Genomic DNA, 26,613 nt, shown 5'->3' with positions numbered 1-26,613 from the left:
GAAGCCCAGGCAAAAAAATAGCCCGCGACATGCGCGGGCTACGGCTGTACGTGACGCCGTTACGAAGACTTACACATCAGGTCGTGCAACGTGCGATCGCAAAGCGCATTTCCTCTTCGGGCGGATCGTCGCCCGAGCCGCGTATGACCTTGATGACGGAGCCGCCGTTCGAAGGCGTCAGCGTGATGAAGTACGAACCGTTCGACGATGAGCCAACGGTCAGATCGGTCACGCCGTTGTTCTTCGATACGTGTACGCGCGACAGACGGCTGTCGAGGCAACGTGCGATGTCCGACGCGGGCCGCGCCGACGATGCGTACACCATCGGTTGGGCTGAAGCGCTGGCGTCGGGGCCGCGCGACGAGCCACACGCGGCGAGAAGGGCGATGGGGGCGAGAAGGATGAGTCGTTTCATGGTTGTGTCGTCGGCGTCTCCGTGCTGCGGGTACGTGGGCGCAAGCGAAGCGCAAGGCTTCGCGACGAAACCGCTTGCGTCGCCACACTCATTCGGTGATTGAACTTCGAATGAAATGTTAACGACTGCAAAAACGGCTTTGGCCGGAGTATACCGACGCAAGCGGGATGCGCATGCGCATCGTGTTAGAAATTAATTCGAAGCGGATCGCGGATCATGAGGTGCGTCGTCTAGAAGCGATTCCTGTACGCGAGTCCGAGCGTCGTGCCGCGCGCCGTGCGCTGGTACATGATCGCCCAGTGCGCCAGCGCCGCGCCCGTCAGCGCGCCGAGCGCATCGGCTGCAAGGTCCTTGTAGGAGAAGCCATCGGTGCGGCAGGTGCCGTCGAACACTTCCTTCGCGAGACCCGGCACGGTGCCGATCAACGTCCCGTAGACGACGGGATGTTGCGTGTCGCGCGCGAGGTACGCGCCCAGAGCCCCGAATGGCGCCGAAACGGCGAAGTGGGTGAGCTTGTCGCTGCCTGTCCAGCTATCCGAGGACTGCACTCGCCAGCCGCCACGCGAGCCGCTGCAATCGAGTCCCGCGTGCGCGGCCGAACTGGCCGCCAGCATCAGGGCGAGGATGCTCGCCTGTTTGATCGTCGTCGTCATATGCTCTCCGATTTTTTTATTGAGTCGCGCTCGTTCTGTCAGAAATTTCTGGCGCGTTTAAGCATTTAACGACAGACAGAATCAAATCATTAGTAAGCCGAAAGAAGAGTGTCAACGAATGTGTCAGGACGCGTACGCGCAGCGAGCATAAAAAACGCGCGCGTCAGACAGCACGCGCGCGTTTTTCACGGAAGACACCGGCAGCCGGTGCGGATCGTCATCCGATCCGGCCGCCTGTGGCGTCATCGCTATAGAGCTTAGAAGCGGTGACGCAGGCCGACAGCCACAGCCGTCTGGTTTTGCGTCGACGACGGCGTCAGCGTGTTGATCGCTGCGACGTTCGCACCGAAGTTGCCGAGTTCGCCCGAAGCGTGCTGGTACACGCCTTCCAGGTACACGTCGGTGCGCTTGCTCAGCGAGTAGTCGCCTTGCAGCGAAACCGTGTGCCACTTCGGCGAGCCGTCGCCGTTCGAACCCGAAACCTTGCCGTCCGTGAACGTGTACGCAGCTGCCAGGCTCAGTGCCGGCGTCAGCGCGTAGCGGCCGTTGACTTCATAGTTGTCCAGGTGCAGGTTCGTGCCCGAGATGCCGTTGATGAACGTGCCACCGACATTCGCGCTCTGCAGGTTGTCCAGTTGCGAGTGCGTGTACACAAGGCCGACGGTCGCCGGGCCGTACGTGTAGTTCGTGCCGACGCCGTACGTGCGTTGCGTTTGCGCTGCCAGTTGCGCTGCGCCGCCCGCACCTGCCGAGATCGCGCCGTTCGTGTTGTTGCTGCCCGAGTTGTTCAGTTGCAGGTAAGCGGCTGCGACGTTCAGCGGACCGTTCTTATACGAAGCGCCCGCGCTCCATGCCCGGTTGTCCGCGAAGCCGTTAGCTTCGTTCGAGAAGCCATACAGTCCGCCGAACTGCAGACCTGCGAAGTTCGGGCTCGCGTACTTGACCGAGTTCTTGACCGAGAACGAGTTGTCGAGGTTGTCGTTGTCGAACGGATGGCCGGCCAGGTTGTTGCCGAAGCCCGAACCCGCTGCCGACAGCGGCGCGAGGTAGTCGACCATCGAGTCATACTGACGGCCGAGGGTCACCGTGCCGTACTGGTTGCTTTGCAGACCGACGTACGCCTGACGGTTGAACAACGTGTTGTTTTCCTTGAGGCTGCCGTTGTTCAGGTTGAAGCCGCTTTCCAACGTGAAGATGGCGTGCAGGCCGTTACCGAGGTCTTCGCTGCCGCGCAGGCCGAAGTACGTGTCCGAAACCGAGCCGCTGCCTTGTTGCCAGTTGCTGTGGCCAGCCTGGTTGTTCGTGTAGATGAGGCCTGCGTCCAGCGTGCCGTACAGGGTAACGCTGCTTTGCGCGTGGGCCGTTGCTGCGGTGGCGCCGAGAATGCCCGCGACGATAAGGGTTTTTTTCATGCTTTATTACTCCGAGACTTTGCGTGGAGACCGTAATACGGAACACGCGCTGCAATGCGTGCCGTCGATCCGGAGCGAAGTGTATTACCGATACTCGCCGGCTTACTTTCATCTCGCGCAACAATGCTTTCCGAAAAACGGAATAGACGGATTAACGTCGCTAAGTATTTTGGTTTTAAAGGTTTTTTTGAAATCGACGCGGGCCGGGTGAGGTGTTGTCAATTGTCGCATTGTTGCAGTAGCGCGACGGTGACAGCCAGAAGTCAGCCGGGTTAACCCGTTGAAAACCGTTTCCGCGGGCTTTTGCAAGCCTCGATTAGTGCGATTTTTGGAAAGGTACTCTTCCATCTAACGGTCTCGTCGACGCCGGATGCTGCTTATACAATTCGGCTTACCCCTTGACCAAGGGTTGTCTTTTTCATCTGTTTTTATGCGGCCTTCGGGCCGCTTTTTTTTGCCTTTAATCAAGGCAACACAGTTCGATGAAATAGCGATCAATAGATTATTTCGTAAATCGATATCTAATTAGATTGAACTTTTTCATATTCGCACGATAAGACGACTTTGGTTAGCCGGTGGTTATAGGCGTGCGTCTGCCCGATTTTGTGGCGGCGCGCCCGGGTAAAATGGAGGTTTCGCGCCGCAGGCTCTGTGCGGCGCCCGACGAACCCGAACCCTCTCTGCAATGACCGATACGCCTCTCACCGAACCCGACGCCGACAACGCGTCCGAAGCCCTGCATGAAGACCGTCTGTGGCGCGACAACGGCTGGACCGCACGCGTCAAAAAGAACGAAGACGACGACGGCTGGGCTGTCGAGATGATCAAGGACGGCGAGGCCGAGCCCGCGCTGGTGGGCCCGTGGACGATGGGCCGCGACAAGAAGAATCCGAAGCCGCTGGACACGGGCGCATTCAACACGCTCGTGAAGACGGCTTCGGAAGTGCTGCGCCGGCATGAACAGCAACTGCACGCGCAGTTGCATAAGCGGATGGCGGTGGAGTCCGGCGACGCCACCATCGAAATCACGCTCGATATCGTCCCCGACGAGGACGATCCCTATGCAATGCTCACCGCGTTCGATTCCTTCGGCGAGCAACTCGCGCAAGTGAAGGTCGCGCCGAACTTCAAGCTCAGCAGGGCGAGCGCGGCGTCGTGGGTCGAGAACGAGTTTCGTCGGCCGGGCTGACGCGGCTTATACCCTACAGTTAGCGGCTCAGGCGGGCTTGTTAAGTTCCGTCTTGATGCGCTCCGCCAGCGCGCGCAGTTCGTCGAGATCGGCGCGCTCGGCGGCGTGAATCTTCAACGGAATGCCGTCGTGGCGCGGAATCACGTGAAAATGCACGTGCGGCACGGTCTGGCCGGACGCCGCGCCGTTCAGTTGCGCGATCATCATTCCCGGCGGGTTGAGCGCGGCTTTCACAGCAATCGCAACCTTGCGCGCGGTGCGGATCGCGGCGGCCGCCGCGTCTTCCGACAATTCGAACAGCTCGGCGGCGGGCTCTTTCGGCAGAACCAGCACGTGGCCTTCGGCCTGCGGCATGATGTCCATCATCGCAACGGTGTGCTCGTCTTCATAGATGCGGATAGACGGCAATTCGTCACGCAGGATGCGGGCAAACGGGTTCTGCTGATCGTAGGGCATGAGGGGCTCCGGTGGTCAGGCGCATTGGCCTTGCGTCGAAGGCCGTGCATGAATGGTCCGGGGATTTTAGCCGACGCGCTTTCAAGCGATGTGCCGCGCACGCGCGAGTGTCGGTGCATCGATCGGCAACGCGAGTCGAACTTCCTTTCGTGGCAAGCACTTGCGTGTGGTGTGCTCAGCTTGTCCACATCCTTGTCACCAAAATCTGTGGACAAGCAGGACGCCGTTCGCCGGGCTCGCGCGTTTGCCTGTTACATGCAACGCGGTTAAGTCGAGTTGTATCAAGCACTTGCCGATCTGGTGCGCAGGATACTCACAGGCTTGTGAACAAAAACTGTGGACAACCTTGGGCCGTGTCCGCGCGTCGGAGAAGCGCGTACGAGCGACGCGACGTAGATGCATCGAGTGCAATCTGAGTTGCGTCAATGACTTGTGTCGGTATTGCTCAGGTTACTCACAGGCTTGTCACCAAAAACTGTGGACAAGAACACAGGCTCGCGCGCGTCAAAAGCCATCGATCAACGAATGTGAGCGCCCGCGCATGCACTACACACATTCCGAGCCACATCAATGACTTGGCACGGTCGTGCGCAGGATACTCACAGGCTTACCCACGAAAATTGTTGATAACTAGCGTGCGAGCGTCACCCTTAACGAATGCGCTCAACTGCGCTTGCAGAAAATCGCCGTCACATGAGGCGCGACACGATGAACGATGGCGGTGCTCCCCGCAGCGGTGACGGCCGTCTGAACCTTTTCGTCGCTGCCCCAGACGACTGCGCCATACGCCGACTTCGCGAGCGGCTCGCCGCTGCCGGCGCGAAAGATCGGATCGTCCTGTTCATAGCCGACTACAGCAAACACGCTGAAGCCATACGCATCCAGACTCGCGCCGCGCACCGGGCGGAACGCGTTGATCGAATTGCTTTCGACGCGCATCGGTTTCGGATCGATCAGCTGTTGCGCGGCGAGATCGGCGATGAACTTGTGCGCCGATTGGTCGCACGCGAGCGCGGAATCGAGCGATGCGGCGCGCGCGGCGAGCGGCAGCGCCGAAAGCAGCATGGCGATGAGGGCAGAGCGGACAAAAAGCTGTTTCATGTTTTTGAAGAACATCCGCATGAGCGCGGACGGACAGAGAAGCAAAAAAATGCGCGGCGTACCGCGACGTTCGACGACAGACGGCTGCGAAAATGGTTAGAAAGACCCGGTAACATCGGCGCGACCGGCAGGCACTCTACCTGCGTTCGGAAAAACCTGCTGTCAGGGCGTGTACGAGTAGGTCTTTGAAAAGCAACAGAATTGTGCGCGACTAAGGCAAGAAAACGCGATCCCGTATATATTTCCGGGTTATGACTTCGCAATCACACCCTCCCCGGGACGTTCCGCCGCCCAGAATGTGGGACGCCCGGCTTGCCCGGCGGCTCATCATGCCGCTCGTCGATACGCCCGTTACGCCCAATCACCTGACGACCGTGCGCCTGCTGATCGGTCTCGCAGGCGGCCTGGCGTTGGCGCGCGGCGGATTCGCGTGGACCAACGTCGGCGCGTTTCTGATCGTGCTGTCCAACTTCGTCGATCACACCGACGGTGAGCTCGCACGCGTCAGCGGCAAGACGAGCCGCATCGGTCATTTTTACGACCTCGCATGCGACGCGCTCGTGACGGTGCTGCTGTTCGGCGGCATGGGCTACGGCATGACATCGGCGCAGGTCGGCAATCTGATCGGGCTGGCCGTGCCGCCGTTCCTGCTGGGTACTATCGCGGGCATCGCGGTTGCGCTGATTTTCTTCCTGCGCATGCGTATCGAGGAAATGGCGGGCAAGATGGGTACGAAGCAGGCGTCCGTCGGCGGCTTCGAAACCGAGGATGTCCTTTATCTGCTGCCGCTCGTCACGCTGACGGGCGGCGTCGCACCGTTTCTCGTGGCTGCGTCGATCGGCGCGCCGTTATTTGCTGCGTACGTGGTGATCGATTACCGGCGCGTCTTGCGCCGTGCTCGCCCGGCGCAAAAAGACAGTCAAGCGTTGGTGAGTTGATGAGTGTGCCCGCAGAAGAAAACCTGATTGCAACCAACCCGATGGAACCCGCTGCCGGCCTCGCGCCGGCTTCTGCCGTTTCTGGGGCTGCTGCTTCGAGCGGCGTGCCCGATGCGGATCGCGCTGTCGCGAGCCGCGTCCGCACGTTCGACAATGCGCAACTGCGCAAGGACTTCGACGACCAGAGCGCGTTTCTGTACCTCGAAGATTTCCTCGCCCCCGAAGTCACGGCGCAACTGATCGCTGCGGCACGCGGGCTGCTGCCCGAAGTGAACCGCAACTATCTGCCGGGACACAAGCAGGGCGGCAGCGTCAGCCGCCACACGATCGATCGCCTCGCGCCGTTCATCGCGCAGTTGTATCGCTCGAAAGAGCTGATCGGCTTTCTGGAGCATCTGACGGGCGACAAGCTGCTGCTGTCGCCGGCCGACGATCCGCACGCGTACGCGCTCTACTACTACACGAAGCCGGGCGATCATATCGGCTGGCACTACGACACGTCTTACTACGACGGCCGCCGCTATACGCTGCTGCTCGGCGTGATCGACGAATCGTCGTGCCGTCTCGATTACGAGCTGCACACGCGCGACCCGAACAAGGCGGACCTGCCGGGCTCGGTGCAGATCCCGCCGGGCGGTCTCGTGTTCTTCGACGGCGACAAGCTGCGCCACCGCATCACGCCTGCGCTCGAAAACGAAATGCGCGTCTCGCTGACGTTCGAGTACGTCACCGATCCGAACATGCGCCCGTGGCGCCGCGTGATCTCGAATCTGAAGGACGCGATTGCGTACTTCGGCTTCCGTCAGGTGTTCAGCCAGTTCGCGCGCCGTAACGCCAAAGGAGAAGGCGCGTGACGCGTGCCGCCGTCATCCTGCTGACGATCGGCGGCGGGCTGTTCGTCGCGCTGCTCGCATGGCAGGGCTTCGGTTCGGTCGTCTCGACGCTGATGGCGGCCGGCTGGGGTCTTGCAGTCGTCGCGGCGTTCCATCTGCTGCCGCTCGTGCTCGACGCGGGCGCAATCTCCGTGATGTTCGACAGGCGCCGCAAGGATGTCACCGAACTCGATGCGGTGTTCGCGCGCTGGATCGGCGAATCGGTGAACAGCCTGTTGCCGGCTGGGCAGATCGGCGGGCCTGTGATGATGGTGCGCCAGTTGTCGCAACGCGGGCTGCGCATGCGCGACGCCGCGGCCGCGATCACCGTCAGCACCACGTTGCAGGCGCTTGCGCAGATCGTTTTCGCGATGCTCGGCTTGCTGCTGTTCGGCGCGTCGGCTGCGCACGGCGCGATGCAGGACTTGCAGACGGCGGCGCTGATCGCGACGGGCGTGCTGGCGGCGATGATCGTCGGCTTCTATATGGCGCAGCGGCGCGGCCTGTTCGGCAAGGCGCTGCGCGTCGTGTCGAAGGTATTCGGCAAGCGCGACTGGTCGGCGTTGACCACGCGCGCCGATGCCGTCGATGTCGCCGTACGCGAACTGTACGACCAGCGCGGCAAGGTTGCGGCGAGCTTCGCACTGAGCCTTGCGGGCTGGATCATCGGTACGGTGGAAGTGTGGCTGGCGCTGCGCTTCCTCGGCCATCCCGTTGGTTGGGTCGATGCGTTGCTGCTCGAAAGTCTGGGCCAAGCGATTCGCGGCGCGGCTTTCGCGATTCCCGGCTCGCTTGGCATCCAGGAAGGCGGCTATCTGCTGCTCGCGCCGCTGGTCGGCCTGCCGCCTGAGGCGGCGTTGGCGTTGTCGCTGGTGAAGCGCGCGCGCGAGTTGCTGCTGGGTCTGCCGGGCCTGCTTTATCTGCATTTCAGCGAACGTAGCTGGCAGCGGCGGCGCGATTCGCGTCTGCCTGCTGTCGATTGATTTTTTTAGAAAGGACCGCGAATGCGCGCCATCATTCTTGCTGCAGGTCTTGGCCTGCGTCTCCAGCAACCTGTTGGAGAACAGTTTCCCAAATGCCTGCTGCGTTTCGACGGCGTGACCTTGTTGGAGCGTCATTTGCAGATGCTCGATGCTGCGGGCGTCACAGACGTCGTGCTGGCGCTTGGCTTTCAGCCGGAACTGGTCGAAGCCGAACTGGACCGGATCGAGTGGCCGCACAAGGTCGAGATCAGGCTGAACCCGCGTTTTGATCTTGGCAGTGTGTTGACGGTGCATACCGTTGCGGATGCGATGACGAGCGGCGGCGACGTGCTGCTGATGGATGCTGATGTGCTGTATGACGAGCGTATCTTGAGCGCCCTCGTTGCGGGCGAGCATGCTAATCGCTTGTTGATCGATCGTGATTTTGAGGCTGGCGATGAGCCCGTCAAGTTGTGTCTGAAGGATGGCGTGCCGGTTGAGTTGCGCAAGCAACTGGCTGTTGGGCTTGAGTACGACACGATTGGTGAGTCGGTTGGGTTCTTCCGTCTGCGGGAAGAGACGGCAAAGCGATTTGCCGAGATCGTGGCGGGGTATGTTGATAGCGGGCGCGCGAATATGCCTCATGAAGAGGCTGTGCGGGATTTGCTGCTTGAGCGGAGTCATGTGTTTGATACCGCCGATGTCACCGGCGCGCCGTGGATCGAAATCGATTTTCCGAATGATGTTAAGCGGGCGGCGGCCGAAATTCTTCCTATGCTGCAGCCGATGGTGGGGGCTGGGAGATAAGGGTTTGGTTGGGTTTGCCAGGGTTTTCGCTGGCATCCGCGAGCTGCCTCTGGTTCGCTAGCGTTGCCCCTGTGCGGGGCGGCACCTACTTTTCTTTGCCGCCGCAAAGAAAAGTAGGCAAAAGAAAGCGGCTAACACCGCCAACATTTCTCATTGCCTGAGGACCCCCAAGGGTCTTACGCTTCACACGGCAACGTCTCTGTTGGCGCGTGTTGCCAACTCTTCGAATAAACGCCTCACCTGCTTCAAACTCCCGTACAAAGGCCAGCGGCAGCGAATGGTATGTGCCGCCCAGGTGGCAAACTGTGTGTAGGTTGTCGCGGCGTATAGCGTGGCGCTCTTACAGGGTGGAACGCCCGCGCTATCGGTCCGGAGTGACGCGTGTGGAGCACAAGGGGCCAACACACAGTTTGCCACCTGGGCGGCGGTGGACTATCTGGCACGGCATGCTGTAATGCAGGAGCGTGAAGCGGGTGAGGCGCAGCGCAAGAGCGTTGGCAACAAACATGCGTCACGTGATTGCCGTGTGAAGCGTAAGACCCTTTGGGGGCCCTCAGGCAGAAACTAGAATTGGCGGTGTTAGCCGCTTTCTTTTGCCTACTTTTCTTTGCGGCGGCAAAGAAAAGTAGGTGCCGCCCCGCACAGGGGCGACGCTTGAAGCCAGCTAACGTAATCGCGGATGCCAGCGCAAACCCAAGCAAACCAACCCAGCCCGCGCAGCACAAAAACCCAAGCAAACCTCAACAGCGTCGCAGACAAAAACCAAACCAAAACCATGCCTCTGGCAATAGGCACCTTCATCGTTCCACTGATAGTCGCCTGCGCGATGTTCATGGAAAACGTCGACTCGACAGTCCTCGTCACATCCCTACCCGTACTGGCCCGGGACCTGGGCCACGACCCAATCACCCTAAAGCTCGCAATCACGGCCTACGTGATCGGCCTCGGCGTGTTCATCCCCGTCTGCGGCTGGGTAGCCGACCGCTACGGCCCACGCTCCGTATTCCGCACTGCAATCGGCATCTTCATGGCCGGCTCGCTGATGGCCGCCGCATCGACGACGCTGCCGCTCTTCGTCGCCGCGCGTTTCGTGCAGGGCATCGGCGGCGCAATGATGGTGCCCGTCGGGCGCATCATCATCTTCAGGTCGGTGCCGAAGTCGGACTTCATCCGCGCCGTCAACTATCTGACCGTGCCCGCGCTGCTCGGGCCTGTCGTCGGGCCGCCGCTCGGCGGTTTCATCACGACCTATCTGCATTGGCGTCTGATCTTCATCGTCAACATTCCGATCGGCCTGTTCGGCATCTGGCTCACGAACAAACACATCGCCAACATGCGCGAAGCGCATCCCGGTCCGCTCGACTGGACCGGCTTCGTCCTGTCGGCGAGCGGCGCGTCGCTGTTCATGCTCGGCCTGTCGCTGGTTGGCGGCGAACTGGTATCGGACCGTGTATCGGCGACGATGTGCGTGCTCGGCGCCGCGCTGCTGCTGGTCTACTGGCGCTACGCGAGCCGTGTCGAACGGCCGGTGCTCGATCTCAGGCTGCTGCGCATCCCGAGTTTTCACGCGAGCGTCGTCGCTGGCTCGCTGTTTCGGATCGGCCTGGGCGCCGTGCCATTCCTGTTGCCGCTCGCGTTGCAGGAAGGGCTCGGCATGACGCCGTTCGCGGCTGGCACGATCACCTGCGCATCGGCGTTCGGCTCGATCTTCATGAAGACGATCGCGTCGTCGGTGCTCGCGCGCTTCGGCTTCCGGCGCGTGCTGATGTTCAACGCAGCGCTGGCCGGCTGCGCGATCGCAAGTTATGGACTGTTCGGTCCCGGAACGCCGCACGCTGTGATCTGGTTCGTCGTGCTGTTCGGCGGCGTGTTTCCGTCGTTGCAGTTTACGTCGCTGAACTCGCTCGCCTATGCGGACATTCCGAGCCGCGACGTGGGCCGCGCGACGAGCGTCGCGAGCGTGGTGCAGCAGATCTCGCTGGGTCTCGGCGTGACGATCGCGGGCATCGTGCTGCAGATCTCGCACAACGTGCAAGGGCATCCGACCATCGTGTGGACCGACTTCTGGCCCGCGTTCCTGGTGGTCGGCCTGTTCTCGCTCGCGTCGATTCCCGTGACGGCGAAGCTGCCGCACAACAGCGGCGAAGAACTCGCACGCGGCGGAAGAGGGGAAGCGTGACGCGTGCCTTCACGAACGTCACGCCTTGACGCCGAACGCTTTAAACCGCTTCGCGAACCGCGCGCAGGAACTGCTGCGTGCGTTCATGCTGCGGCGATGTGAAGAACTGCTGCGGCGGTCCCTGCTCGATGATCTTGCCTTGCGAGAAGAAGCACACGCGGTCGGCAAATTCACGCGCAAAACCCATCTGGTGCGTCACCATCAGCATCGTCAGGTTGTGTTCTTCGCCAAGCCGGCGGATCACGTTCAGCACTTCGCCGCATAGCTCGGGATCGAGCGCGGACGTCACTTCGTCGAACAGCATCACCTTCGGGCGCATCGCCAATGCGCGCGCAATCGCCACGCGCTGCTGCTGACCACCCGACAACTGCGACGGATAGTGATTGCACTTGTCCGCGAGACCCACCAGCGAAAGCAACTCGCGCGCACGTTCCGTTGCTTCCTTGCGCGACAGGCCGAGCACCTGCATTGGCGCTTCGATCGTATTGGCGAGCGCCGTCATGTGCGGGAACAGGTTGAAGCTCTGGAACACCATGCCGATCTTGCTGCGCACGCGCCGCAGATGCGCGAGCGAGGCGGGCACGAGTGCGCCATTCTTGCGCATGTGAGTGAGCGGCTCGCCGTCCACTTCGATCAGGCCGCTCGTCAGCGGATCGAGCGTCATCAGCACGCGCAGCAGCGTCGACTTGCCCGAGCCGCTGGGCCCGATGATCGCCACCTTCTCGTTCGGCGCGATGTCCAGATCGAGTTCATCGAGCACGGTGAGCGCGCCGTAGCGCTTCGTCACGCCGGCGAACCGGACCATCGGCTGGTCGCCGTTCGTGTTCGATGTTTCGCTCAGCGCGGCAACGGGGTCTCGCTTCATCTCTTTCTCCATCACGGGGGACTCGGACTGCAAAGTGGTGTCGGTGTCTGCGTGTGTCTTCATGGCAGCCTCAGGCGGAATTCCAGCTGCCGCACGAGTTGCGCGAACGTCACGCTGATGACGAGGAAGAACAAACCTGCAAGGGTGATCGGCTCCAGGTAGCGGAACGTTTCCGAGCCGACATTCTTCGCCTGCTGCATCAATTCGACTACGGTGATGGCCGATAGCACGGGCGTGTCCTTGAACATCGCGACGAGGTAATTGCCGAGCGCGGGAATGACGGGCCGCACGGCCTGCGGCAGAATCACGCCGCTATACGTGCGCCACGGCGACAGCGACAACGCGCACGCCGCCTCCCACTGACCGCGCGCGACGCCATTCAAACCCGCGCGATACACCTCGGACGTGTAGCACGCGTAGTGCAGCGCAATGCCGATCGTGCCCGCCGTGAGCGCCGACATCGTGATGCCGTAAGCCGGCAGCACATAGAACAGCACGTAGACCTGGATCAGCAGCGGCGTGCTGCGGATGAACTCGACGACGAACCCGACGGTACGCGACACGGCTTTGATCGGGCTGCGCCGCAGGATGGCGAGCACGAGGCCGAGCACGAGTGCAATCGCAAAGCCGACCAGCGTGATCAGGATCGTGTAGATGGACGCGCGCGCAAGGTCGGGCAGGATATGTGCGGCGTACTGCAGATCGAAGAAATGATTCATGACGCCGCCTTTTGCGTGATCTGTCGCGAACTGTGAGCGATGATGCCGTGGCTCACGCGCCGCTCGAAATGACGCATCAGCGTGACAAGCAGCTGCGCGAGCACGAAGTAGATGACGAGCGTGAGGCAGAAGATCTCGGCTGTCTTGAACGTTGCCTCGTCGAGCTGGCGCGCGCGGAACGTGAGATCCGACAGCGTGATCAGCGAGACGAGCGAGGTGCCCTTCAACAACTCGATCATCAGGTTGGTCGCCGGCGGCAGCGCGTTGATCATCGCCTGCGGCAGGATGATGCGGCGCATGCGCGCGAAGGCCGACATGTTCAGCGCGACGGCCGCTTCGAACTGGCCGCCCGGCACCGAGCGCAACGCGCCGCGTAGAATCTCCGAGCCGTACGCGCCGTAGTGCAGACCAAGGCCGACGATGGCCACCGTGAACGGCGTCAGCTCGATCCTGAACGGCGGCAGCGGCAGCACGAAGAAGAACCAGAACAACTGCACGAGCAGCGATGTGCCGCGAAAGACTTCGACATACACGTTGCCGGCCCAGCGCACGGGCGCCCATGGCGCGAGCTTTGCAGCCGTGGCGATGAAGGCCATGGCGATGGCGAGCAGCGTGCCGAGCGCGGCAATCTCGATGGTGACGAGCGTGCCTTGCAGCAGCAGGGGAAACAGTTCACGCATGGCGGTTGCCTCGCTTGCATGATGGCGCACAGATGCGCGCGGGATTGGATGCGGGAAGCAATCTCGGTGCCTCCCTGGCGTGCGCGATTCGCATTGCACCGCAAGCGATGTAATGCGTTCGCGGCGCGTGAGACTCGCGTGCCCCGCAATGGATACGCATCGACGATGCGAACCCGTTGCGACGCGTCACTGGCCGCAGATTTGCGCGGCTGTCTTCGTGGTCAGATTGGTTTTGTCGAAGCCGAAGGGTCCGACAGTAGCGAGATGATCGGGTGTGCCGAGCCATTGATGCAGTTGCTTGTTCACGGCATCGCGCAGATCGGTGTCCTCCGGCCGGAACGCAAGCGCGCCGTAGCCCGTGTGGTTCGGATCGTCCTTGAAGAAGGAGACGGTTTCGACCTGGCCTGCATCTTTCGATGCAAGCCCCTTCATCGTCAGCGCGGTGCCGGCTGCAGCGTCGGCGCGGCGCGTGCGCACGGCCTGTAGCTGCGCTGTCGTGTCGGGCACCTGCAGCAGTTGCGCGTCCTTGACGCCCGCATCGCGCGAATTGGCGACCTCAACGGCGCCCGCCATCACCGCGAGCTTGAGGTCCGGCTGCTTCGCGACATCGCCATAGCTGTGCAGATTCTTCGGATTGCCCTTCATCACGAGCAGCGTGTCCTGGATCTGGTATTGCGGATCGGCGAAAGCAACCTGCTTGCACCGCTCGGGCGTGATGTACATGCCCGCCGCGATCACGTCGAAGCGTCCGGCGCGCAGGCCCGGAATCAGCGAGCCCCATTCCGTCAGCACGGCATCCACTTTTTTCACGCCGAGCTTTTCGAAGATCTTGCGCGAGATTTCAGGCGACTCGCCCGTCACCTTGCCGTCCGGCTGCGTGTAGGCGAACGGCGCCTCGTTCGCATAACCGATGCGCACCTCGCCGGTGCGCTGGATGCGCTGCAACGTCGTTTCAGCCGACGCGAACTGGGTGTGCATGGCGAGGCTCGCTGCCGCGAGGCAGAGGGCGCCGAGCATGACTGACGTGCGCTTCGATTTCATGGCGATTCCGTATGAGGGCGAAAAAGAGAGTGATGAATGGCGCAGTGCGGCGTGCGCCATGAACCCGGGAAAACCCGATGTGGCATGCACTTCCGGGGCGTTCGAGATGTCCCGTGATGCGACCCATGAACGCAGCATACAAAGCCATTTTTTTGTTGCGATTGCTCTAGGACAATAATTTTTGGAGCCCCTTTTGTCGCACTATGGATGGTGTCAGGCGCGCCGCATGGGTGGTGTTGCATGAGACGGGAGTCAGCAGGTGATCGAGCAATGGCGGGAAGCGGTCGGCGCAGTGCATGGCGTCGAGTCGAAATACAAGCGGCTGGTGAAGGCGATTACGACCGATATCGAAAGCGAGTCGCTGCGCGCGGGCGCGCGTCTGCCGCCGCAGCGCGACGTGGCTTCAGAGCTGTCGATCAGCGTGCAGACCGTGACGAATGCGTACAAGGAACTGGAGCGGCAAGGGTTGATCCGCTGCGAAGTGGGCCGGGGCAGCTTCGTCGCCGAGCGCGTCACGGAGACGATGTCGAACTACATGCTCGATACGGCGGAGCGCTCCGTCATCGACTTTTCGATTGCACGCATCATCCATACGCCCGAGCACGACGCGATGTGGCGCAAGGTGTGCGCGACGCTCTCGAAGATCGAAGACCAGCCGTGGATCCGCGCGTTCAGGCCGATTGCGGGCTTCGAGCATCATCGCCAGGCGGGCATCGCGTGGCTGCAGACAATGGGCATGCCCGCTTCGATGGATACGATGCTCGTCACCAATGGCGCGGCGCATGGGATCTTTCTCGCGCTCGCGTCGCTGGTCGGTCCCGGCGATACGGTGCTATGCGAAAGCCTGACCGATCACGGCGTGATCGGCTCCGCGAATGTGCTTGGGTTTACGCTGAAAGGACTCGAGATCGACGAGTACGGCATTCACCCCGAGCATTTCGAAGAGATGTGCGACAGCGAGCGCATCACGGCGCTCGTCTGCACGCCCACACTGAACAATCCCACCGTTGCGATGATGCCCGAGTCGCGACGCCGTTCGATTGCGCGGATCGCGGAACGCTACGGCGTGTTCGTGATCGAGGACGATGTGTATGGGCCGTTGCCCGCATCGCGTCCCGCGCCGATTTCGAGCCATATTCCGGACCTGTCGTTTTACTGCACGAGCATGTCGAAGTCGGTGCTCGCGGGCTTGCGCATCGGCTATCTGACGACGCCGCGCCGGCTCGCGCTGCGCGCCGAGAGTGTGCTGCGCGTGAGCAGCTGGATGGCGACCTCTCCGATGGCCGAAGTGGCGACACGCTGGATCAACGACGGCACGGCCGCGCGGCTCGTCGACATGCAGCGCGGGCGGCTGGCGATCCGCCAGGCACTCGCGAAAAAAATACTCGACCCGTACGTGCTGGGCTCGCATCCACAAGGGTTGTCGGTATGGCTGCGCGTGCCAGATCACTGGCAGGCCGACCGGCTCGTGCGCGAACTGCGCAACCGTAATATCGCCGTGACGTCGCCCGATCCGTTTCTCGTGCGCGGCGCGGACCGGCCCAATGCCGTGCGCTTGTGCGTAGGCGCGGAAGTGAGCGACGAGGTCTATCAGGAAGCGCTCGAAACGATGCGCGACGTGTTCGAGCAATACCCACAGGTGCATGACTTTGGCTGAATGCGTCATCGCACGCGAACGGGCAAAACGAAATGTACCAGGACAATAGAAAACAAGTTTTAGAACATTAGACTGGCCGCACTGAGCCCGTTGTGACTCGCGTCGAATCCCTGCGACGCGTGCCACAGCGGTCGTGAACAGGTGCAAGGGCCGTCAATGTCCGTACTTTCGCTTGCCGATGTCTATGCCGCACGCCGACGTATCGAACGGCGCGTGCTGCGCACGCCACTCGTCGAATCGCACGCCTTGTCGGCGGTTGCGAATGCACCCGTCTATCTGAAACTCGAAACCGTCCAGCCGACGGGCAGCTTCAAGCTGCGCGGCGCGACGAACGCGCTCGTGCGTCTCGCCGAAGCGGGATGCGCGCGTGTGGTGACGGCATCGACGGGCAATCATGGGCGTGCCGTCGCGCACGCGGCGCGCGCGCTCGGCATCGAGGCGACTGTGTGCATGTCGTCGCTGGTGCCGTCGAACAAGGTCGAGGCCGTGCGCGCGCTGGGCGCTCAGGCGCACATCGTCGGCAAGAGCCAGGACGATGCGCAACATGAAGCGCATCGCCTCGTGCGCGAAGAAGGCTACGCGTACGTGCCGCCGTTCGATCATCTCGACGTGATCGCCGGGCAGGCGACCATCGGCATCGAGATCGCAGAAGACTTGCCCGACGTCGCGCATATCGCGGTGCCACTGTCGGGCGGCGGTCTTTTTTCAGGGGTCGCGTTCGCCGCGAAGCAGGTCGGGCCCAGCGTGCGGATGACGGGCGTGACGATGGCGCGCGGCGCCGCGATGCACGCGAGTCTCGCGGCGGGCAAGCCCGTGCTCGTCGATGAACTGGAGACACTCGCGGACTCGCTGGGTGGCGGCATCGGGCTCGACAACCGGCACACGTTCTCACTGACGCGCGAACTGATCGACGAGGTCGTATTGCTCGACGAGGCGTCGATAGCGCGGGGCATCGTGCATGCGTACGAAGCCGAACATCTGGTGCTCGAAGGCGCTGCCGCCGTCGGCATTGCCGCGCTGCTCGCGGGGCGTCTGGGTAATGGGGCTGTTGCGCGCGGCCCGATCGTGCTGATTGTGACGGGCGCCAATATCGACATGAACCAGCATCGCCGCATAGTCGGTGCAGCCTGATACGGAGTGACGGATGACAGCTATTACCCTGCTCGGCGAAGCGCAACTCAGAGAACTCGTACCACTCGATCTCGCCGCTATCGACCAGATCGAAGCCGCATTTCTGTCGCTCGCGACGGAAGCCGTCGCGATGCCGCCGATCCTGCGGCTCGATCTGCCCGAGCATCGCGGCGAAGTCGATGTGAAGACCGCGTATCTGCCGCGCTTCGACAGCTTCGCGATCAAGGTCAGCCCGGGTTTCTTCAACAACCCGAAACTTGGCTTGCCGAGTCTCAATGGCCTGATGCTCGTGTTGTCGGCGAAAACGGGACTGACGGAAGCCGTGCTGCTCGATAACGGCTATCTGACGGCCGTGCGTACGGCTGCCGCCGGCGCGGTCGCGGCGCGCTGGCTCGCGAAGCAGCACGCGCCGAATGTCGCGGTGATCGGCGCAGGCGAACAGGCGCGTCTGCAATTGCAGGCGCTCGCGATGGTGCGAAAAGTCGAGCGCGTAACGGTATGGGCGCGCAATCGTGCGAACGCCGAGCAATTCGCAGCCGACATGTCCGCGCAATTGCACATCGCGTACGAAGTTGCGCGCGACGTGCATCACGCGCTCGCTGAAGCGGACATCGCGATCACGACGACGCCGAGCACCGAGCCGCTGATTCACGCGGCCGATCTGCATCCGGGCCTGCACATCACGGCAATGGGCTCGGATGCGGAGCACAAGAACGAGATCGCACCGCAAGCACTGGTGGCGGCGCGCTATGTGTGCGATCGCGTCACGCAGACCCGTGTGCTCGGCGAGCTTCATCACGCGATTGAAGCGGGCGTCGTCGACGCGAACGCGCAGCATGTAGAACTCGGACAGATCATCGCAGGACAGGCCCAGGGCCGCACGAGCGACGGTGACATCACGCTATGCGATCTCACGGGCACGGGCGCGCAGGACACGGCCATCGCGACGCTTGCGGTCGCGCGTGCGCGCGCGGCCAATGCAGGCACCCTTTTCCGCAACGACATGAAGCGCTGAGAGGAGACCATGTCAAACACACCTCAACTGGAGCGGGACGATGTAAAGCAGGCGGCACCTGTGGTCCGCTTGCCGTTCGATCGCAGCGAGTACGACGCGCGCATCGCGAAGACGCGCCGCGCGATGGAGAAGGCCCAGATCGATCTGCTGATCGTGACGGACCCGACCAACATGGGATGGCTCACCGGCTACGACGGCTGGTCGTTCTATGTGCATCAGTGCGTGCTGCTCGCGCTTGACGGCGAGCCCGTCTGGTATGGACGCGGGCAGGACGCGAACGGCGCGCTGCGCACGGTGTTCATGAAGCGCGAGAACATCGTCGGCTATCCGGATCATTACGTGCAGTCCACCGAGCGTCATCCGATGGATTATCTTGCGCGCGAAGTGATCGAAGCGCGTGGCTGGCAGGCGCGCCGCATCGGCGTCGAACTGGACAACTACTATTTCAGCGCGGCCGCATTTGCATCGTTGCAGCGCAATCTGCCCAATGCGACGTGGCGCGATGCGACGGCGCTCGTCAACTGGCAGCGCGCCGTGAAGTCGCCGCGCGAGATCGAGTACATGCGCATTGCTGCGCGCATCGTCGAGAAGATGCATGCGCAGATCGTCGAGCGGATCGAGCCGGGCATGCGCAAGAGCGACCTCGTTGCGCAGATCTATTCGGCGGGGATTACGGGCGTCGATGGTTATGGCGGCGACTATCCCGCGATCGTGCCGCTGCTGCCGACAGGCGCCGATGCCGCCGCGCCGCATCTCACATGGGACGACTCGCCATTTGAAAAGAACGCGGGCACGTTCTTCGAAATTGCCGGCTGCTTCAAGCGTTATCACTGCCCGCAATCGCGCACCGTGTATCTCGGCAAGCCGCCGAAGCATTTCATCGACGCCGAAAAGGCCGTTATTGAGGGCATCGAAATGGGTCTTGCTGCGGCGAAGCCCGGCAACACCTGTGAAGACATCGCGAATGCGTTCTTTGCGGTGCTGCGCAAATCGGGCATCGAGAAGAATAGCCGTTGCGGTTATCCCATCGGCGCGAGCTATCCGCCCGATTGGGGCGAGCGCACGATGAGCCTGCGTCCGGGGGACAAGACCGTCCTCGAACCCGGCATGACATTTCATTTCATGCCGGGCTTGTGGCTCGACGACTGGGGACTCGAAATCACGGAAAGCATTCTGATTACCGGGTCGGGCGTCGAGACCTTTTGCAATACGCCGCGCAAGCTGTTCGTCAAGGAGTAGGGCAATGCGGGCTTCACCCATTTCCGCCACGATCGATTTCGAGGCCGACGGAGAACAGCACGGCTTCCTGAAGCTTCCGCATTCGCACGATGCATCCGCGTGGGGCGCCGTGATGATTCCCATCACGGTGATCCGCAATGGCGACGGGCCGACCGCGTTACTGACGGGCGGCAATCACGGTGACGAGTACGAAGGTCCCATCGTGCTGTCGAAGCTCGCATCGACGCTGCAGGCAAGCGACGTGACCGGGCGCGTGATCATCGTGCCGTTCATGAACTATCCGGCGTTTCGCGCGGGCAGCCGCACGTCGCCGATCGATCGCGGCAATCTGAACCGCAGCTTTCCGGGCAAGCCGGACGGCAGCGTCACCGAAAAGATTGCCGACTACTTTCAGCGCTATTTGCTGCCGCTCGCGGACTATGTGCTCGACCTGCACGCGGGCGGCCGCACGCTCGACTTCGTGCCGTTCGCCGCCGTGCACGTATTGAAGGACGCGAAGCAGCAGGCGCGCTGCGAAGCGGCGATGCGCGCGTTCGGCGCGCCGTATTCGATGCGGATGCTGGAGCTGGATAGCGTTGGCTTGTTCGACACGGCTGTCGAAGAGGCGGGCAAGGTGTTCGTGTCGACGGAACTGGGCGGCGGCGGCACGGCGACGGTGGCGAGCGTCGCCGTTGCCGAACGCGGCGTGCGTGGCTTTCTGGCGAATGCGGGTGTGTTGTCATTGGATGACGGCGAACGTGTCGCGTCGCGCACGACCACTTTGCTCGATATGCCGGACGGTACTTGCTATACGACGAGCGAGCATGATGGGTTGCTCGAAATGTGCAAGGACCTGGGCGACAGTGTCGAAGCGGGCGAAGTGATCGCGCGGGTTCACGATATGACGCGTACGGGCGCGAAGGCTGTCGAGTATCGCGCGCGGCGCGGCGGGCTGCTTGCTGCGCGGCATTTTCCGGGACTCGTGCGGATTGGGGATACGGTGGCTGTGGTTGCTGATGTGGTTGAACGCGGTATTCGCGTATGAAACTCGATCGCTATGATCTTGCGATTCTTCGTATTCTTGCGCGAGATGGGCGTATTACGAAGTCGCGGCTCGCTGAGGAAGTGAATCTGTCTATCTCACCTGCGTGGGAGCGGGTGAGGCGGCTCGAAGAGAGTGGTCTGATTCGTGGTTATCGGACGGATGTTGATTGGGCTAAGGCTTTTAAGGGTAGTCGGATTATTGTTGAAGTGACGCTGGCGCGGCATACGGCACACGATATGCGGCGGTTTGAGGAACGGGTGGCTTCTGCGCCTGAGGTCGTGCAATGTCATGCCACTGGCGGTGGGGTCGACTATTTTTTGCACGTGGTGGCGCGGGATATCGATCACTATCAGCGGTTTATTGATTCGCTGCTTACCGATGAGGTAGGGATTGAGAGGTATTTTACTTATGTTGTGACTAAGGTCGTTAAGGACGGAGAGGAGTCGGTGCCCGAATGGGCCGAATGCGGGTGATGGTTTTCGCTTTTGATTTGGGTTTTTGGTTTTTGCCGTTGCGCGGGCGTCCGCGATTTGTCTTCGTTACGCGGCTGGTTTGGTTTTTTGGGGCTTTCGCTGGCATCCGCGATTTGTTAGCTGGCTTCAAGCGTCGCCCCTGTGCGGGGCGGCACCTACTTTTCTTTGCCGCCGCAAAGAAAAGTAGGCAAAAGAAAGCGGCTAACACCGCTAATTCTTCTTCCTGCCTGAGGGCCCCCGAAGGTTCTTACGCTTCACATGGCGACCACGTGACCCACGTTCGTTGCCAGCGCTCTTGCGGTGCGCCTCACCCGCTTCGCCCGCCCGCGCTGGGCCATGCCGTGCCAGATATTCCACGGCCGCCCAGGTGGCAAACTGTGTGTAGGCCGTAGTGCTTCGCATGCCTTACTTCGAACCGATAGCGTATGCATTCCACCCTGTAAGAGCGCTAACCTGTACGACGCGACAGCCTACACACAGTTTGCCACCTGGGCGGCACATACCATTCGCTGCCGCTAGCCTTGGTGCGGGTATTTGAAGTGGGTGAGGCGCTCGTTCGGAGCGTTGGCAACGCACGCGAACAGAAATGCTGCCGTGTGAAACGTGGGGACGTTGGGGGCCCGTGGATACGCACACGGGCTGGCGGTGTGAGCCGCTTTCTTTTGCCTACTTTTCTTTGCGGCGGCAAAGAAAAGTAGGTGCCGCCCCGCACAGGGGCGACGCATGAAGTACGAAGGCAATACGCGGATGCCCGCGCACAGGCTAGAACAACGAAACCGTCCGCGCCACGAAGACAAACCACGGACACCCGCGACAGCAGAAAAAAAACCAACCCTCACACCATCAAAAAACAGAAAAACCAAAACCAAACCACGCCGAGAACAAAAAAATCCAGCCCGCGCAGCCTCTAAAGTAACAGACAGAGATATCAAAGAAAGGAGATCACCATGTTGCTTGGCCATCCCGTTCTATTCAAATCACTGTGCTACATCGACGGCCGCTGGGTCCATAGCGAAACAGCATCCACAATAGCGGTACAGAACCCTGCAGATCAAAAAGTAATCGGCCATGTCCCGATGCTGGAAGCCCAACAGATCACGCAGGCAATCGACGCCGCGCACCGTGCATTCGAAACCTGGCGCTGGGTACCAGCCGCAAAACGCGCCACCTTGCTGCTACGCTGGCACGAACTAATCCAACGCCATCAACATGACCTGGCAGGCATCCTCGCATTAGAACAGGGCAAGCCACTCGCCGAGGCAACGGGCGAAATCGCCTACGGCGCGAGCTTTATCGAATGGTTCGCGCATGAAGGGAAACGCCTGAACGGCCGCACAATTCCATCGCACATCGACGGCGCACATCTCGGCACGATGATAGAGCCAACAGGCGTCGCGACACTGATCACGCCGTGGAATTTCCCCAACGCAATGATCACCCGCAAGGCAGCAGCGGCGCTCGCAGTAGGTTGCACAGTCGTCGTGAAGCCCGCGCATGAGACACCATTCTCCTCGCTCGCGCTCGCGCAGCTCGCAGAAGAAGCCGGCTTCCCGCCGGGCGTGTTCAACGTCGTGCTCGGCGACCCGCAAATGGCGATGGAAACACTGGTGCGCGACCCGCGCGTACGCACCGTGAGCTTCACGGGATCGACCCGCGTCGGCGGGCTCGTCATGCAGGCCGTCGCGCAAAGCGGCATCAAGAAGACGGCGCTCGAACTCGGCGGCAACGCGCCGTTCATCGTGACGCAAGACGCCGATCTCGATCAGGCAGTGCGCGTGGCCGTGGCGGCGAAGTTTCAGACGTCCGGGCAAGACTGTTGCGCGGCGAATCGCATACTCGTTGCGCGGCCCGTCTACGACGCATTCGTCGAACGGTATGCGCAGGCCGTGCGTCAGTTGAAGGTCGGCTCGGCATTCGAGCCGGGCATCGAAGTCGGTCCACTGATGCATCAAGCCGCATTCGATGCAACCGTTCAACGCGTCGAGGATGCGCGCGCGAAAGGAGCGCGTGTTCTGGCCGGCGGCGCGCCGCATGAGCGCGGCGGCTGGTTCTTCGAGCCGACCGTGATCGCGGATGCAGAGAAAGGCATGCGCATCTACGACGAAGAGAACTTTGCGCCCATTTCGGCTGTGTCGCCGTTCGATACGCTCGAAGAAGCGATTGCGCGCGCTAACGACACCGTATACGGTCTCGCCGCCTATCTTTGCGCGAAAGATCTGAACACGGTCTTTCAGGTGATCCGCCAGCTGGACTTCGCCATGGTCTCCGTGAACGGCGCGAAATTCACGGGCGCGCCGATTCCATTCGGCGGCATGAAGGCATCGGGTCTCGGCCGCGAAGGCGGACTCGAAGGCTTCGAGCCGTTCGTTGAAACGCGTTACTTCTGCCTCGGTCAATTGGGCTTGCCCCTAACCGACGCCACTGCTTCTGCTCGCCGGCCGCTCGCCGCGTGAGTCTCTCATCCAACTATCGATTAAAAATGGAGTGTCCCATGACCCAGTTCGATCAACTGCTCAGCGCGGACCGCGCGCATTTCATGCACCCGTCGACGCACGCTCACGATCACGCCAGCGGCGCGCTGCCCGGCCGCATCGTCACGGGCGCCAAAGGCATCCGCATCGAGGATCATCAAGGCAGGTCGTTCATCGACGCATTCGCGGGCCTCTATTGCGTGAATATCGGCTACGGCCGCACGGAAGTGGCCGACGCGATCTATGAGCAGGCCAGGAAGCTCGCTTACTACCACACGTATGTCGGGCATTCGACCGATACGATCATCGAACTGTCGTCGCGCATCATCGACTGGTCGCCGAAGGGCATGAAGAAGGTGTACTACGGCATGTCCGGTTCCGATGCGAACGAAACGCAGATCAAGATCGTCTGGTACTACAACAATGTAAAGGGCCGTCCGAACAAGAAGAAGATCATTTCGCGTCAGCGCGGCTATCACGGCTCCGGCATCGTGACGGGCAGCCTGACGGGCCTGCCGAGTTTCCATCAGCACTTTGATTTGCCCATCGATCGCGTCAAGCACACGGTATGTCCGCATTGGTATCGTCAGGCGCCCGCCGGCATGAGCGAAGCGCAGTTCGTCGACTATTGCGTCGAAGAACTGGAGAAGCTGATCGCGAAGGAAGGCGCGGACACGATCGCTGCTTTCATCGGCGAACCGGTGATGGGCACGGGTGGCATCCTGCCGCCGCCGGCCGGTTACTGGCCCGCAATCCAGAAAGTACTGAAGAAGCACGACATTCTGTTGATCAGCGATGAAGTCGTGTGCGGCTTCGGGCGGCTCGGCTCGAAGATGGGCGCGCAGCACTTCGGCATCGAACCGGATCTGATCACGGTCGCGAAAGGTTTGACGAGCGCGTATGCGCCGCTGTCGGCCGTGATCGTCGGCGAGAAGGTCTGGGACGTGATTGCGCAGGGCTCGCAGGACCACGGTCCGATGGGTCACGGCTGGACCTATTCGGGACACCCGGTCTGCGCGGCAGCGGCGCTCGCGAATCTCGACATTATCGAGCGCGAGAACCTCACGCATAAAGCAGCGGAAGTTGGCGGCTATCTGCAGCAACAGTTGCACGCAGCGTTCGATTCGCATCCGCTCGTCGGCGAAGTGCGCGGCTCCGGCATGCTTGCGGCGCTCGAATTCATGGCGCATAAAGAAGAGCGCCGTCCATTCGATGCCGCTTTGAAAGTCGGCCCGCGCGTGTCGGCCGCTGCATTGCAACACGGACTCATTGCACGCGCGATGCCGCATGGCGACATTCTCGGCTTTGCGCCGCCGCTCGTGACGACGCGCGCGGAAGTCGATGAGATCGTCAAGCTGACCAAGGCCGCCGTAGATGAAGTGGCATCTCAGGTGCTAAAGGAATCTGCTGCTGTCTAGCAGCGTCGCAGTCGTATGGCAATTGGAGTAATCGAGCGAAGCAATTCGCTGCGCCTGCAGCATGTCGGGTTGCTTCGCAAATGTACTCGTCGCGTGTTATAAGCCCAAAGACAGGCTTTAGGTTCCGTCACTGGATGATTGTCTTTGGAGGCACGCATTGAAACTAATCGATAAAGCGAAATTCTCCGCAACAGCACTGGCCGTCGCAGGGCTCTTCACGACTACCGCGGGCTTTCTCGAGTCCGCACCTGCTTACGCGAAGGCGCCCCCGCCGCAGCAACCCGTACTGACTGCATCGGCCGTCGCCGTCGCTGACAAGTACAGCGCCGATGCTGCCGAGCAGATCTTCAAGGAAGGCGGCAATGCCGTCGACGCGGCTGTCGCCATCGCGTTCACGCTGGCCGTCACCTACCCTGAGGCAGGCAACATCGGCGGTGGCGGCTTCATGACGCTATTCGTGAACGGCAAGCCCTATTTCATCGACTATCGCGAGCGTGCGCCGCTGGCTGCGACGCGCAACATGTTTCTCGACGATCAGGGCAATGTCATCAAGGGCAAGAGCCTTTTCGGCTATTACGCAGCGGGTGTGCCAGGAACCGTGGCAGGCATGTGGGAAGCACAGCATCGTTTCGGCAAGCTGAAATGGAAGCAGGTTCTGGCGCCCGCCATCAAATATGCGCGTGACGGTTTCGAAGTCGACGAGCAGCTTGCGAAGCGCCGCGAAGACGCCGAGAAGGACTTCGAAGGCAAGACGAATTTCGACACCTATTTCGGCAATCTGAAACAGGGTGTCAATTTCAAGCAGCCGGATCTCGCCGCTGTGCTCACGCGCATCGCGAATCAGGGCGCGCGCGAGTTCTATAACGGCAAGACGGCCGATCTGATCGCGGCGTCGATGAAGGGTCACGGCCTCATCACGAAGCGCGATCTGCAGGACTACCGGGCTGTGTGGCGTCAGCCCATTCAGGCGAGCTGGAACGGTTATCGCGTGATCACCGCGCCGCCGCCGAGTTCGGGCGGCATTGGCCTCGTGCAATTGCTGAAGATGAAGGCGGACCTGAAGAGCGACTTCACCAATGTCGATCTCAACTCGCCGCAGTACATTCACCTGATATCGGAAATCGAAAAGCGCGTCTTTGCCGATCGCGCGCAGTACCTGGGCGACCCGGACTTCTATAAGGTACCCGTCGCACAACTGACGGACGACGCCTACATTGCGAAGCGCGCGGCCGAAGTGAATCCGAACACGCCGTCGGACACGAAGAGCGTGCAACCGGGACTCGGCACGTCGATGCCCGAGAAGGCGGAGACGACGCATTTCTCGGTGGTCGACAAGTGGGGCAATGCCGTGTCGAATACATACACGATCAACGGCTATTTCGGTTCCGGCGTCGTTGCGGAAGGCACGGGCATCGTGCTGAACGACGAGATGGACGACTTCGCATCGAAGCCCGGCGTGCCGAACATGTTCGGCGTGGTGGGCAGCGACGCGAACTCGATCGAGCCGAAGAAGCGCCCGTTGTCGTCGATGTCGCCGACCATTCTGACGAAGGACGGCAAGGTTTCGCTAGTGATCGGCACGCCGGGCGGATCACGGATCTTCACGTCGATCTTCCAGGTGGTCAACAACGTGTACGACTTCAACATGCCGTTGAAAGACGCCGTTAGCGCGATGCGTTTCCACCATCAACTGTTGCCGCCGAACACGATCTTCTGGGAGCCGTATGCGCCTATCGAAGGCGACCTCGCCAAGCAGGTCGAAGCGAAGGGCTATACGCTGAAGCCGCAGGACTTCAACGGCGACATTCAGGCGATCAAGATCAACGGCGAGCAGCCGGAGGCCGTATCCGATCCGCGCGGACGCGGCGTGTCGCGTGTGATACCGTAATCTCGCGG

Annotated in this window: 26 protein-coding genes; 16 read left to right on the top strand and 10 right to left on the bottom strand. The window is 61.5% G+C overall.

Going from position 1 to position 26,613, the window contains the following annotated elements; genetic code table 11:
* Window positions 1–76 precede the first annotated feature (76 nt).
* The 3 genes from C2L65_RS27965 to C2L65_RS27955 all read right to left on the bottom strand — a co-directional run bounded on the left by C2L65_RS27965 (window position 77) and on the right by C2L65_RS27955 (window position 2,480).
* Window positions 77–415, bottom strand: coding sequence for a hypothetical protein (locus tag C2L65_RS27965; protein ID WP_042309901.1), 339 nt, complete (start codon window positions 413–415; stop codon window positions 77–79).
* 230 nt (window positions 416–645) lie between these two features.
* On the bottom strand, window positions 646–1,068 hold the full coding sequence (locus C2L65_RS27960) for a YfiM family lipoprotein (RefSeq protein ID WP_042309899.1): 423 nt from the start codon (window positions 1,066–1,068) through the stop codon (window positions 646–648).
* 257 nt (window positions 1,069–1,325) lie between these two features.
* On the bottom strand, window positions 1,326–2,480 hold the full coding sequence (locus C2L65_RS27955) for a porin (protein ID WP_042309897.1): 1,155 nt from the start codon (window positions 2,478–2,480) through the stop codon (window positions 1,326–1,328).
* Between the two features lie 685 nt (window positions 2,481–3,165).
* Between C2L65_RS27955 and C2L65_RS27950 the strand changes: the two genes are divergently transcribed.
* Window positions 3,166–3,669: a hypothetical protein gene (locus C2L65_RS27950; protein ID WP_042309895.1), complete on the top strand. Its 504-nt coding sequence runs from the start codon at window positions 3,166–3,168 to the stop codon at window positions 3,667–3,669.
* Window positions 3,670–3,696: 27 nt separating this feature from the next.
* Here the strand turns inward: C2L65_RS27950 and C2L65_RS27945 are convergent, their stop codons facing one another.
* Both C2L65_RS27945 and C2L65_RS27940 read right to left on the bottom strand, forming a co-directional pair.
* Window positions 3,697–4,125, bottom strand: a complete 429-nt coding sequence (locus C2L65_RS27945) for an HIT family protein (RefSeq protein ID WP_042309893.1) — start codon at window positions 4,123–4,125, stop codon at window positions 3,697–3,699.
* Window positions 4,126–4,788: 663 nt separating this feature from the next.
* Complete coding sequence (locus C2L65_RS27940) at window positions 4,789–5,226, bottom strand: hypothetical protein (RefSeq protein ID WP_174485067.1); 438 nt, start codon at window positions 5,224–5,226, stop codon at window positions 4,789–4,791.
* Window positions 5,227–5,477: 251 nt separating this feature from the next.
* On the opposite strand from C2L65_RS27940, the gene C2L65_RS27935 reads away from it, so the two are divergent.
* The 4 genes from C2L65_RS27935 to C2L65_RS27920 are packed head-to-tail and all read left to right on the top strand — an operon-like array spanning window position 5,478 to window position 8,805.
* The gene (locus C2L65_RS27935) at window positions 5,478–6,164 is read left to right on the top strand and encodes a CDP-alcohol phosphatidyltransferase family protein (protein ID WP_035537681.1); all 687 of its coding nucleotides are present in this window, start codon (window positions 5,478–5,480) and stop codon (window positions 6,162–6,164) included.
* Window positions 6,164–7,018: a HalD/BesD family halogenase gene (locus C2L65_RS27930; protein ID WP_042309888.1), complete on the top strand. Its 855-nt coding sequence runs from the start codon at window positions 6,164–6,166 to the stop codon at window positions 7,016–7,018. Before C2L65_RS27935 ends, C2L65_RS27930 begins: the two co-directional genes overlap by 1 nt.
* On the top strand, window positions 7,015–8,019 hold the full coding sequence (locus C2L65_RS27925) for a flippase-like domain-containing protein (RefSeq protein ID WP_035997654.1): 1,005 nt from the start codon (window positions 7,015–7,017) through the stop codon (window positions 8,017–8,019). The genes C2L65_RS27930 and C2L65_RS27925 overlap by 4 nt, the downstream gene beginning before the upstream one ends.
* A 21-nt stretch (window positions 8,020–8,040) precedes the next feature.
* Entirely contained in the window at window positions 8,041–8,805 is a 765-nt protein-coding gene (locus tag C2L65_RS27920; protein WP_042309882.1) for a phosphocholine cytidylyltransferase family protein, read from the top strand.
* 597 nt (window positions 8,806–9,402) lie between these two features.
* Here C2L65_RS27920 and C2L65_RS46230 read toward each other — a convergent pair.
* Window positions 9,403–9,639, bottom strand: coding sequence for a hypothetical protein (locus C2L65_RS46230; protein ID WP_167450347.1), 237 nt, complete (start codon window positions 9,637–9,639; stop codon window positions 9,403–9,405).
* On the opposite strand from C2L65_RS46230, the gene C2L65_RS27915 reads away from it, so the two are divergent.
* Window positions 9,581–10,984, top strand: a complete 1,404-nt coding sequence (locus C2L65_RS27915; RefSeq protein ID WP_042309872.1) for an MFS transporter — start codon at window positions 9,581–9,583, stop codon at window positions 10,982–10,984. The two genes, C2L65_RS46230 and C2L65_RS27915, sit on opposite strands and share 59 nt — an antisense overlap.
* 40 nt (window positions 10,985–11,024) lie before the next feature.
* Here the strand turns inward: C2L65_RS27915 and ehuA are convergent, their stop codons facing one another.
* The 4 genes from ehuA to ehuB all read right to left on the bottom strand — a co-directional run bounded on the left by ehuA (window position 11,025) and on the right by ehuB (window position 14,289).
* On the bottom strand, window positions 11,025–11,912 hold the full coding sequence (gene ehuA, locus C2L65_RS27910; protein ID WP_427910173.1) for an ectoine/hydroxyectoine ABC transporter ATP-binding protein EhuA: 888 nt from the start codon (window positions 11,910–11,912) through the stop codon (window positions 11,025–11,027).
* Entirely contained in the window at window positions 11,909–12,568 is a 660-nt protein-coding gene (ehuD, locus tag C2L65_RS27905; RefSeq protein ID WP_042309870.1) for an ectoine/hydroxyectoine ABC transporter permease subunit EhuD, read from the bottom strand. The genes ehuA and ehuD overlap by 4 nt, the downstream gene beginning before the upstream one ends.
* A complete protein-coding gene (ehuC, locus tag C2L65_RS27900; RefSeq protein WP_042309869.1) occupies window positions 12,565–13,248 on the bottom strand; it encodes an ectoine/hydroxyectoine ABC transporter permease subunit EhuC in 684 nt (227 codons plus the stop codon). The genes ehuD and ehuC overlap by 4 nt, the downstream gene beginning before the upstream one ends.
* 186 nt (window positions 13,249–13,434) lie before the next feature.
* Window positions 13,435–14,289, bottom strand: a complete 855-nt coding sequence (gene ehuB / locus C2L65_RS27895; RefSeq protein ID WP_103254584.1) for an ectoine/hydroxyectoine ABC transporter substrate-binding protein EhuB — start codon at window positions 14,287–14,289, stop codon at window positions 13,435–13,437.
* Between ehuB and C2L65_RS45685 the strand changes: the two genes are divergently transcribed.
* From C2L65_RS45685 to ggt, 10 genes are all read left to right on the top strand, one after another.
* On the top strand, window positions 14,264–14,467 hold the full coding sequence (locus tag C2L65_RS45685; protein ID WP_156132332.1) for a hypothetical protein: 204 nt from the start codon (window positions 14,264–14,266) through the stop codon (window positions 14,465–14,467). The two genes, ehuB and C2L65_RS45685, sit on opposite strands and share 26 nt — an antisense overlap.
* Window positions 14,468–14,548: 81 nt before the next feature.
* The gene (gene ehuR, locus C2L65_RS27890) at window positions 14,549–15,946 is read left to right on the top strand and encodes a MocR-like ectoine utilization transcription factor EhuR (protein WP_042309867.1); all 1,398 of its coding nucleotides are present in this window, start codon (window positions 14,549–14,551) and stop codon (window positions 15,944–15,946) included.
* A 156-nt stretch (window positions 15,947–16,102) separates the two neighbouring features.
* Entirely contained in the window at window positions 16,103–17,077 is a 975-nt protein-coding gene (gene eutB, locus C2L65_RS27885) for a hydroxyectoine utilization dehydratase EutB (protein ID WP_042309865.1), read from the top strand.
* A 13-nt stretch (window positions 17,078–17,090) separates the two neighbouring features.
* The gene (locus tag C2L65_RS27880; protein ID WP_042309863.1) at window positions 17,091–18,092 is read left to right on the top strand and encodes a cyclodeaminase; all 1,002 of its coding nucleotides are present in this window, start codon (window positions 17,091–17,093) and stop codon (window positions 18,090–18,092) included.
* Between the two features lie 9 nt (window positions 18,093–18,101).
* Window positions 18,102–19,331 (top strand): ectoine hydrolase DoeA, encoded by a 1,230-nt coding sequence (gene doeA, locus C2L65_RS27875; protein ID WP_042309861.1) that lies wholly within the window; start codon window positions 18,102–18,104, stop codon window positions 19,329–19,331.
* A gap of 4 nt (window positions 19,332–19,335) precedes the next feature.
* The gene (gene doeB, locus C2L65_RS27870; RefSeq protein ID WP_042309860.1) at window positions 19,336–20,355 is read left to right on the top strand and encodes a N(2)-acetyl-L-2,4-diaminobutanoate deacetylase DoeB; all 1,020 of its coding nucleotides are present in this window, start codon (window positions 19,336–19,338) and stop codon (window positions 20,353–20,355) included.
* Entirely contained in the window at window positions 20,352–20,828 is a 477-nt protein-coding gene (locus tag C2L65_RS27865) for an Lrp/AsnC family transcriptional regulator (RefSeq protein WP_042309857.1), read from the top strand. The genes doeB and C2L65_RS27865 overlap by 4 nt, the downstream gene beginning before the upstream one ends.
* A 947-nt stretch (window positions 20,829–21,775) precedes the next feature.
* Window positions 21,776–23,281, top strand: coding sequence for an NAD-dependent succinate-semialdehyde dehydrogenase (locus tag C2L65_RS27860; RefSeq protein ID WP_042309855.1), 1,506 nt, complete (start codon window positions 21,776–21,778; stop codon window positions 23,279–23,281).
* A gap of 38 nt (window positions 23,282–23,319) precedes the next feature.
* Window positions 23,320–24,717, top strand: coding sequence for an aspartate aminotransferase family protein (locus C2L65_RS27855; RefSeq protein WP_042309853.1), 1,398 nt, complete (start codon window positions 23,320–23,322; stop codon window positions 24,715–24,717).
* 157 nt (window positions 24,718–24,874) lie between these two features.
* Window positions 24,875–26,605, top strand: coding sequence for a gamma-glutamyltransferase (gene ggt / locus C2L65_RS27850; RefSeq protein WP_042309851.1), 1,731 nt, complete (start codon window positions 24,875–24,877; stop codon window positions 26,603–26,605).
* Window positions 26,606–26,613 lie beyond the last annotated feature (8 nt).

Source organism: Paraburkholderia terrae (genome assembly GCF_002902925.1).
GTDB lineage: Bacteria > Pseudomonadota > Gammaproteobacteria > Burkholderiales > Burkholderiaceae > Paraburkholderia > Paraburkholderia terrae.
The sequence above is the reverse complement of the archived record's forward strand: the minus strand, read 5'-3'. Positions and strand labels throughout refer to the sequence as shown.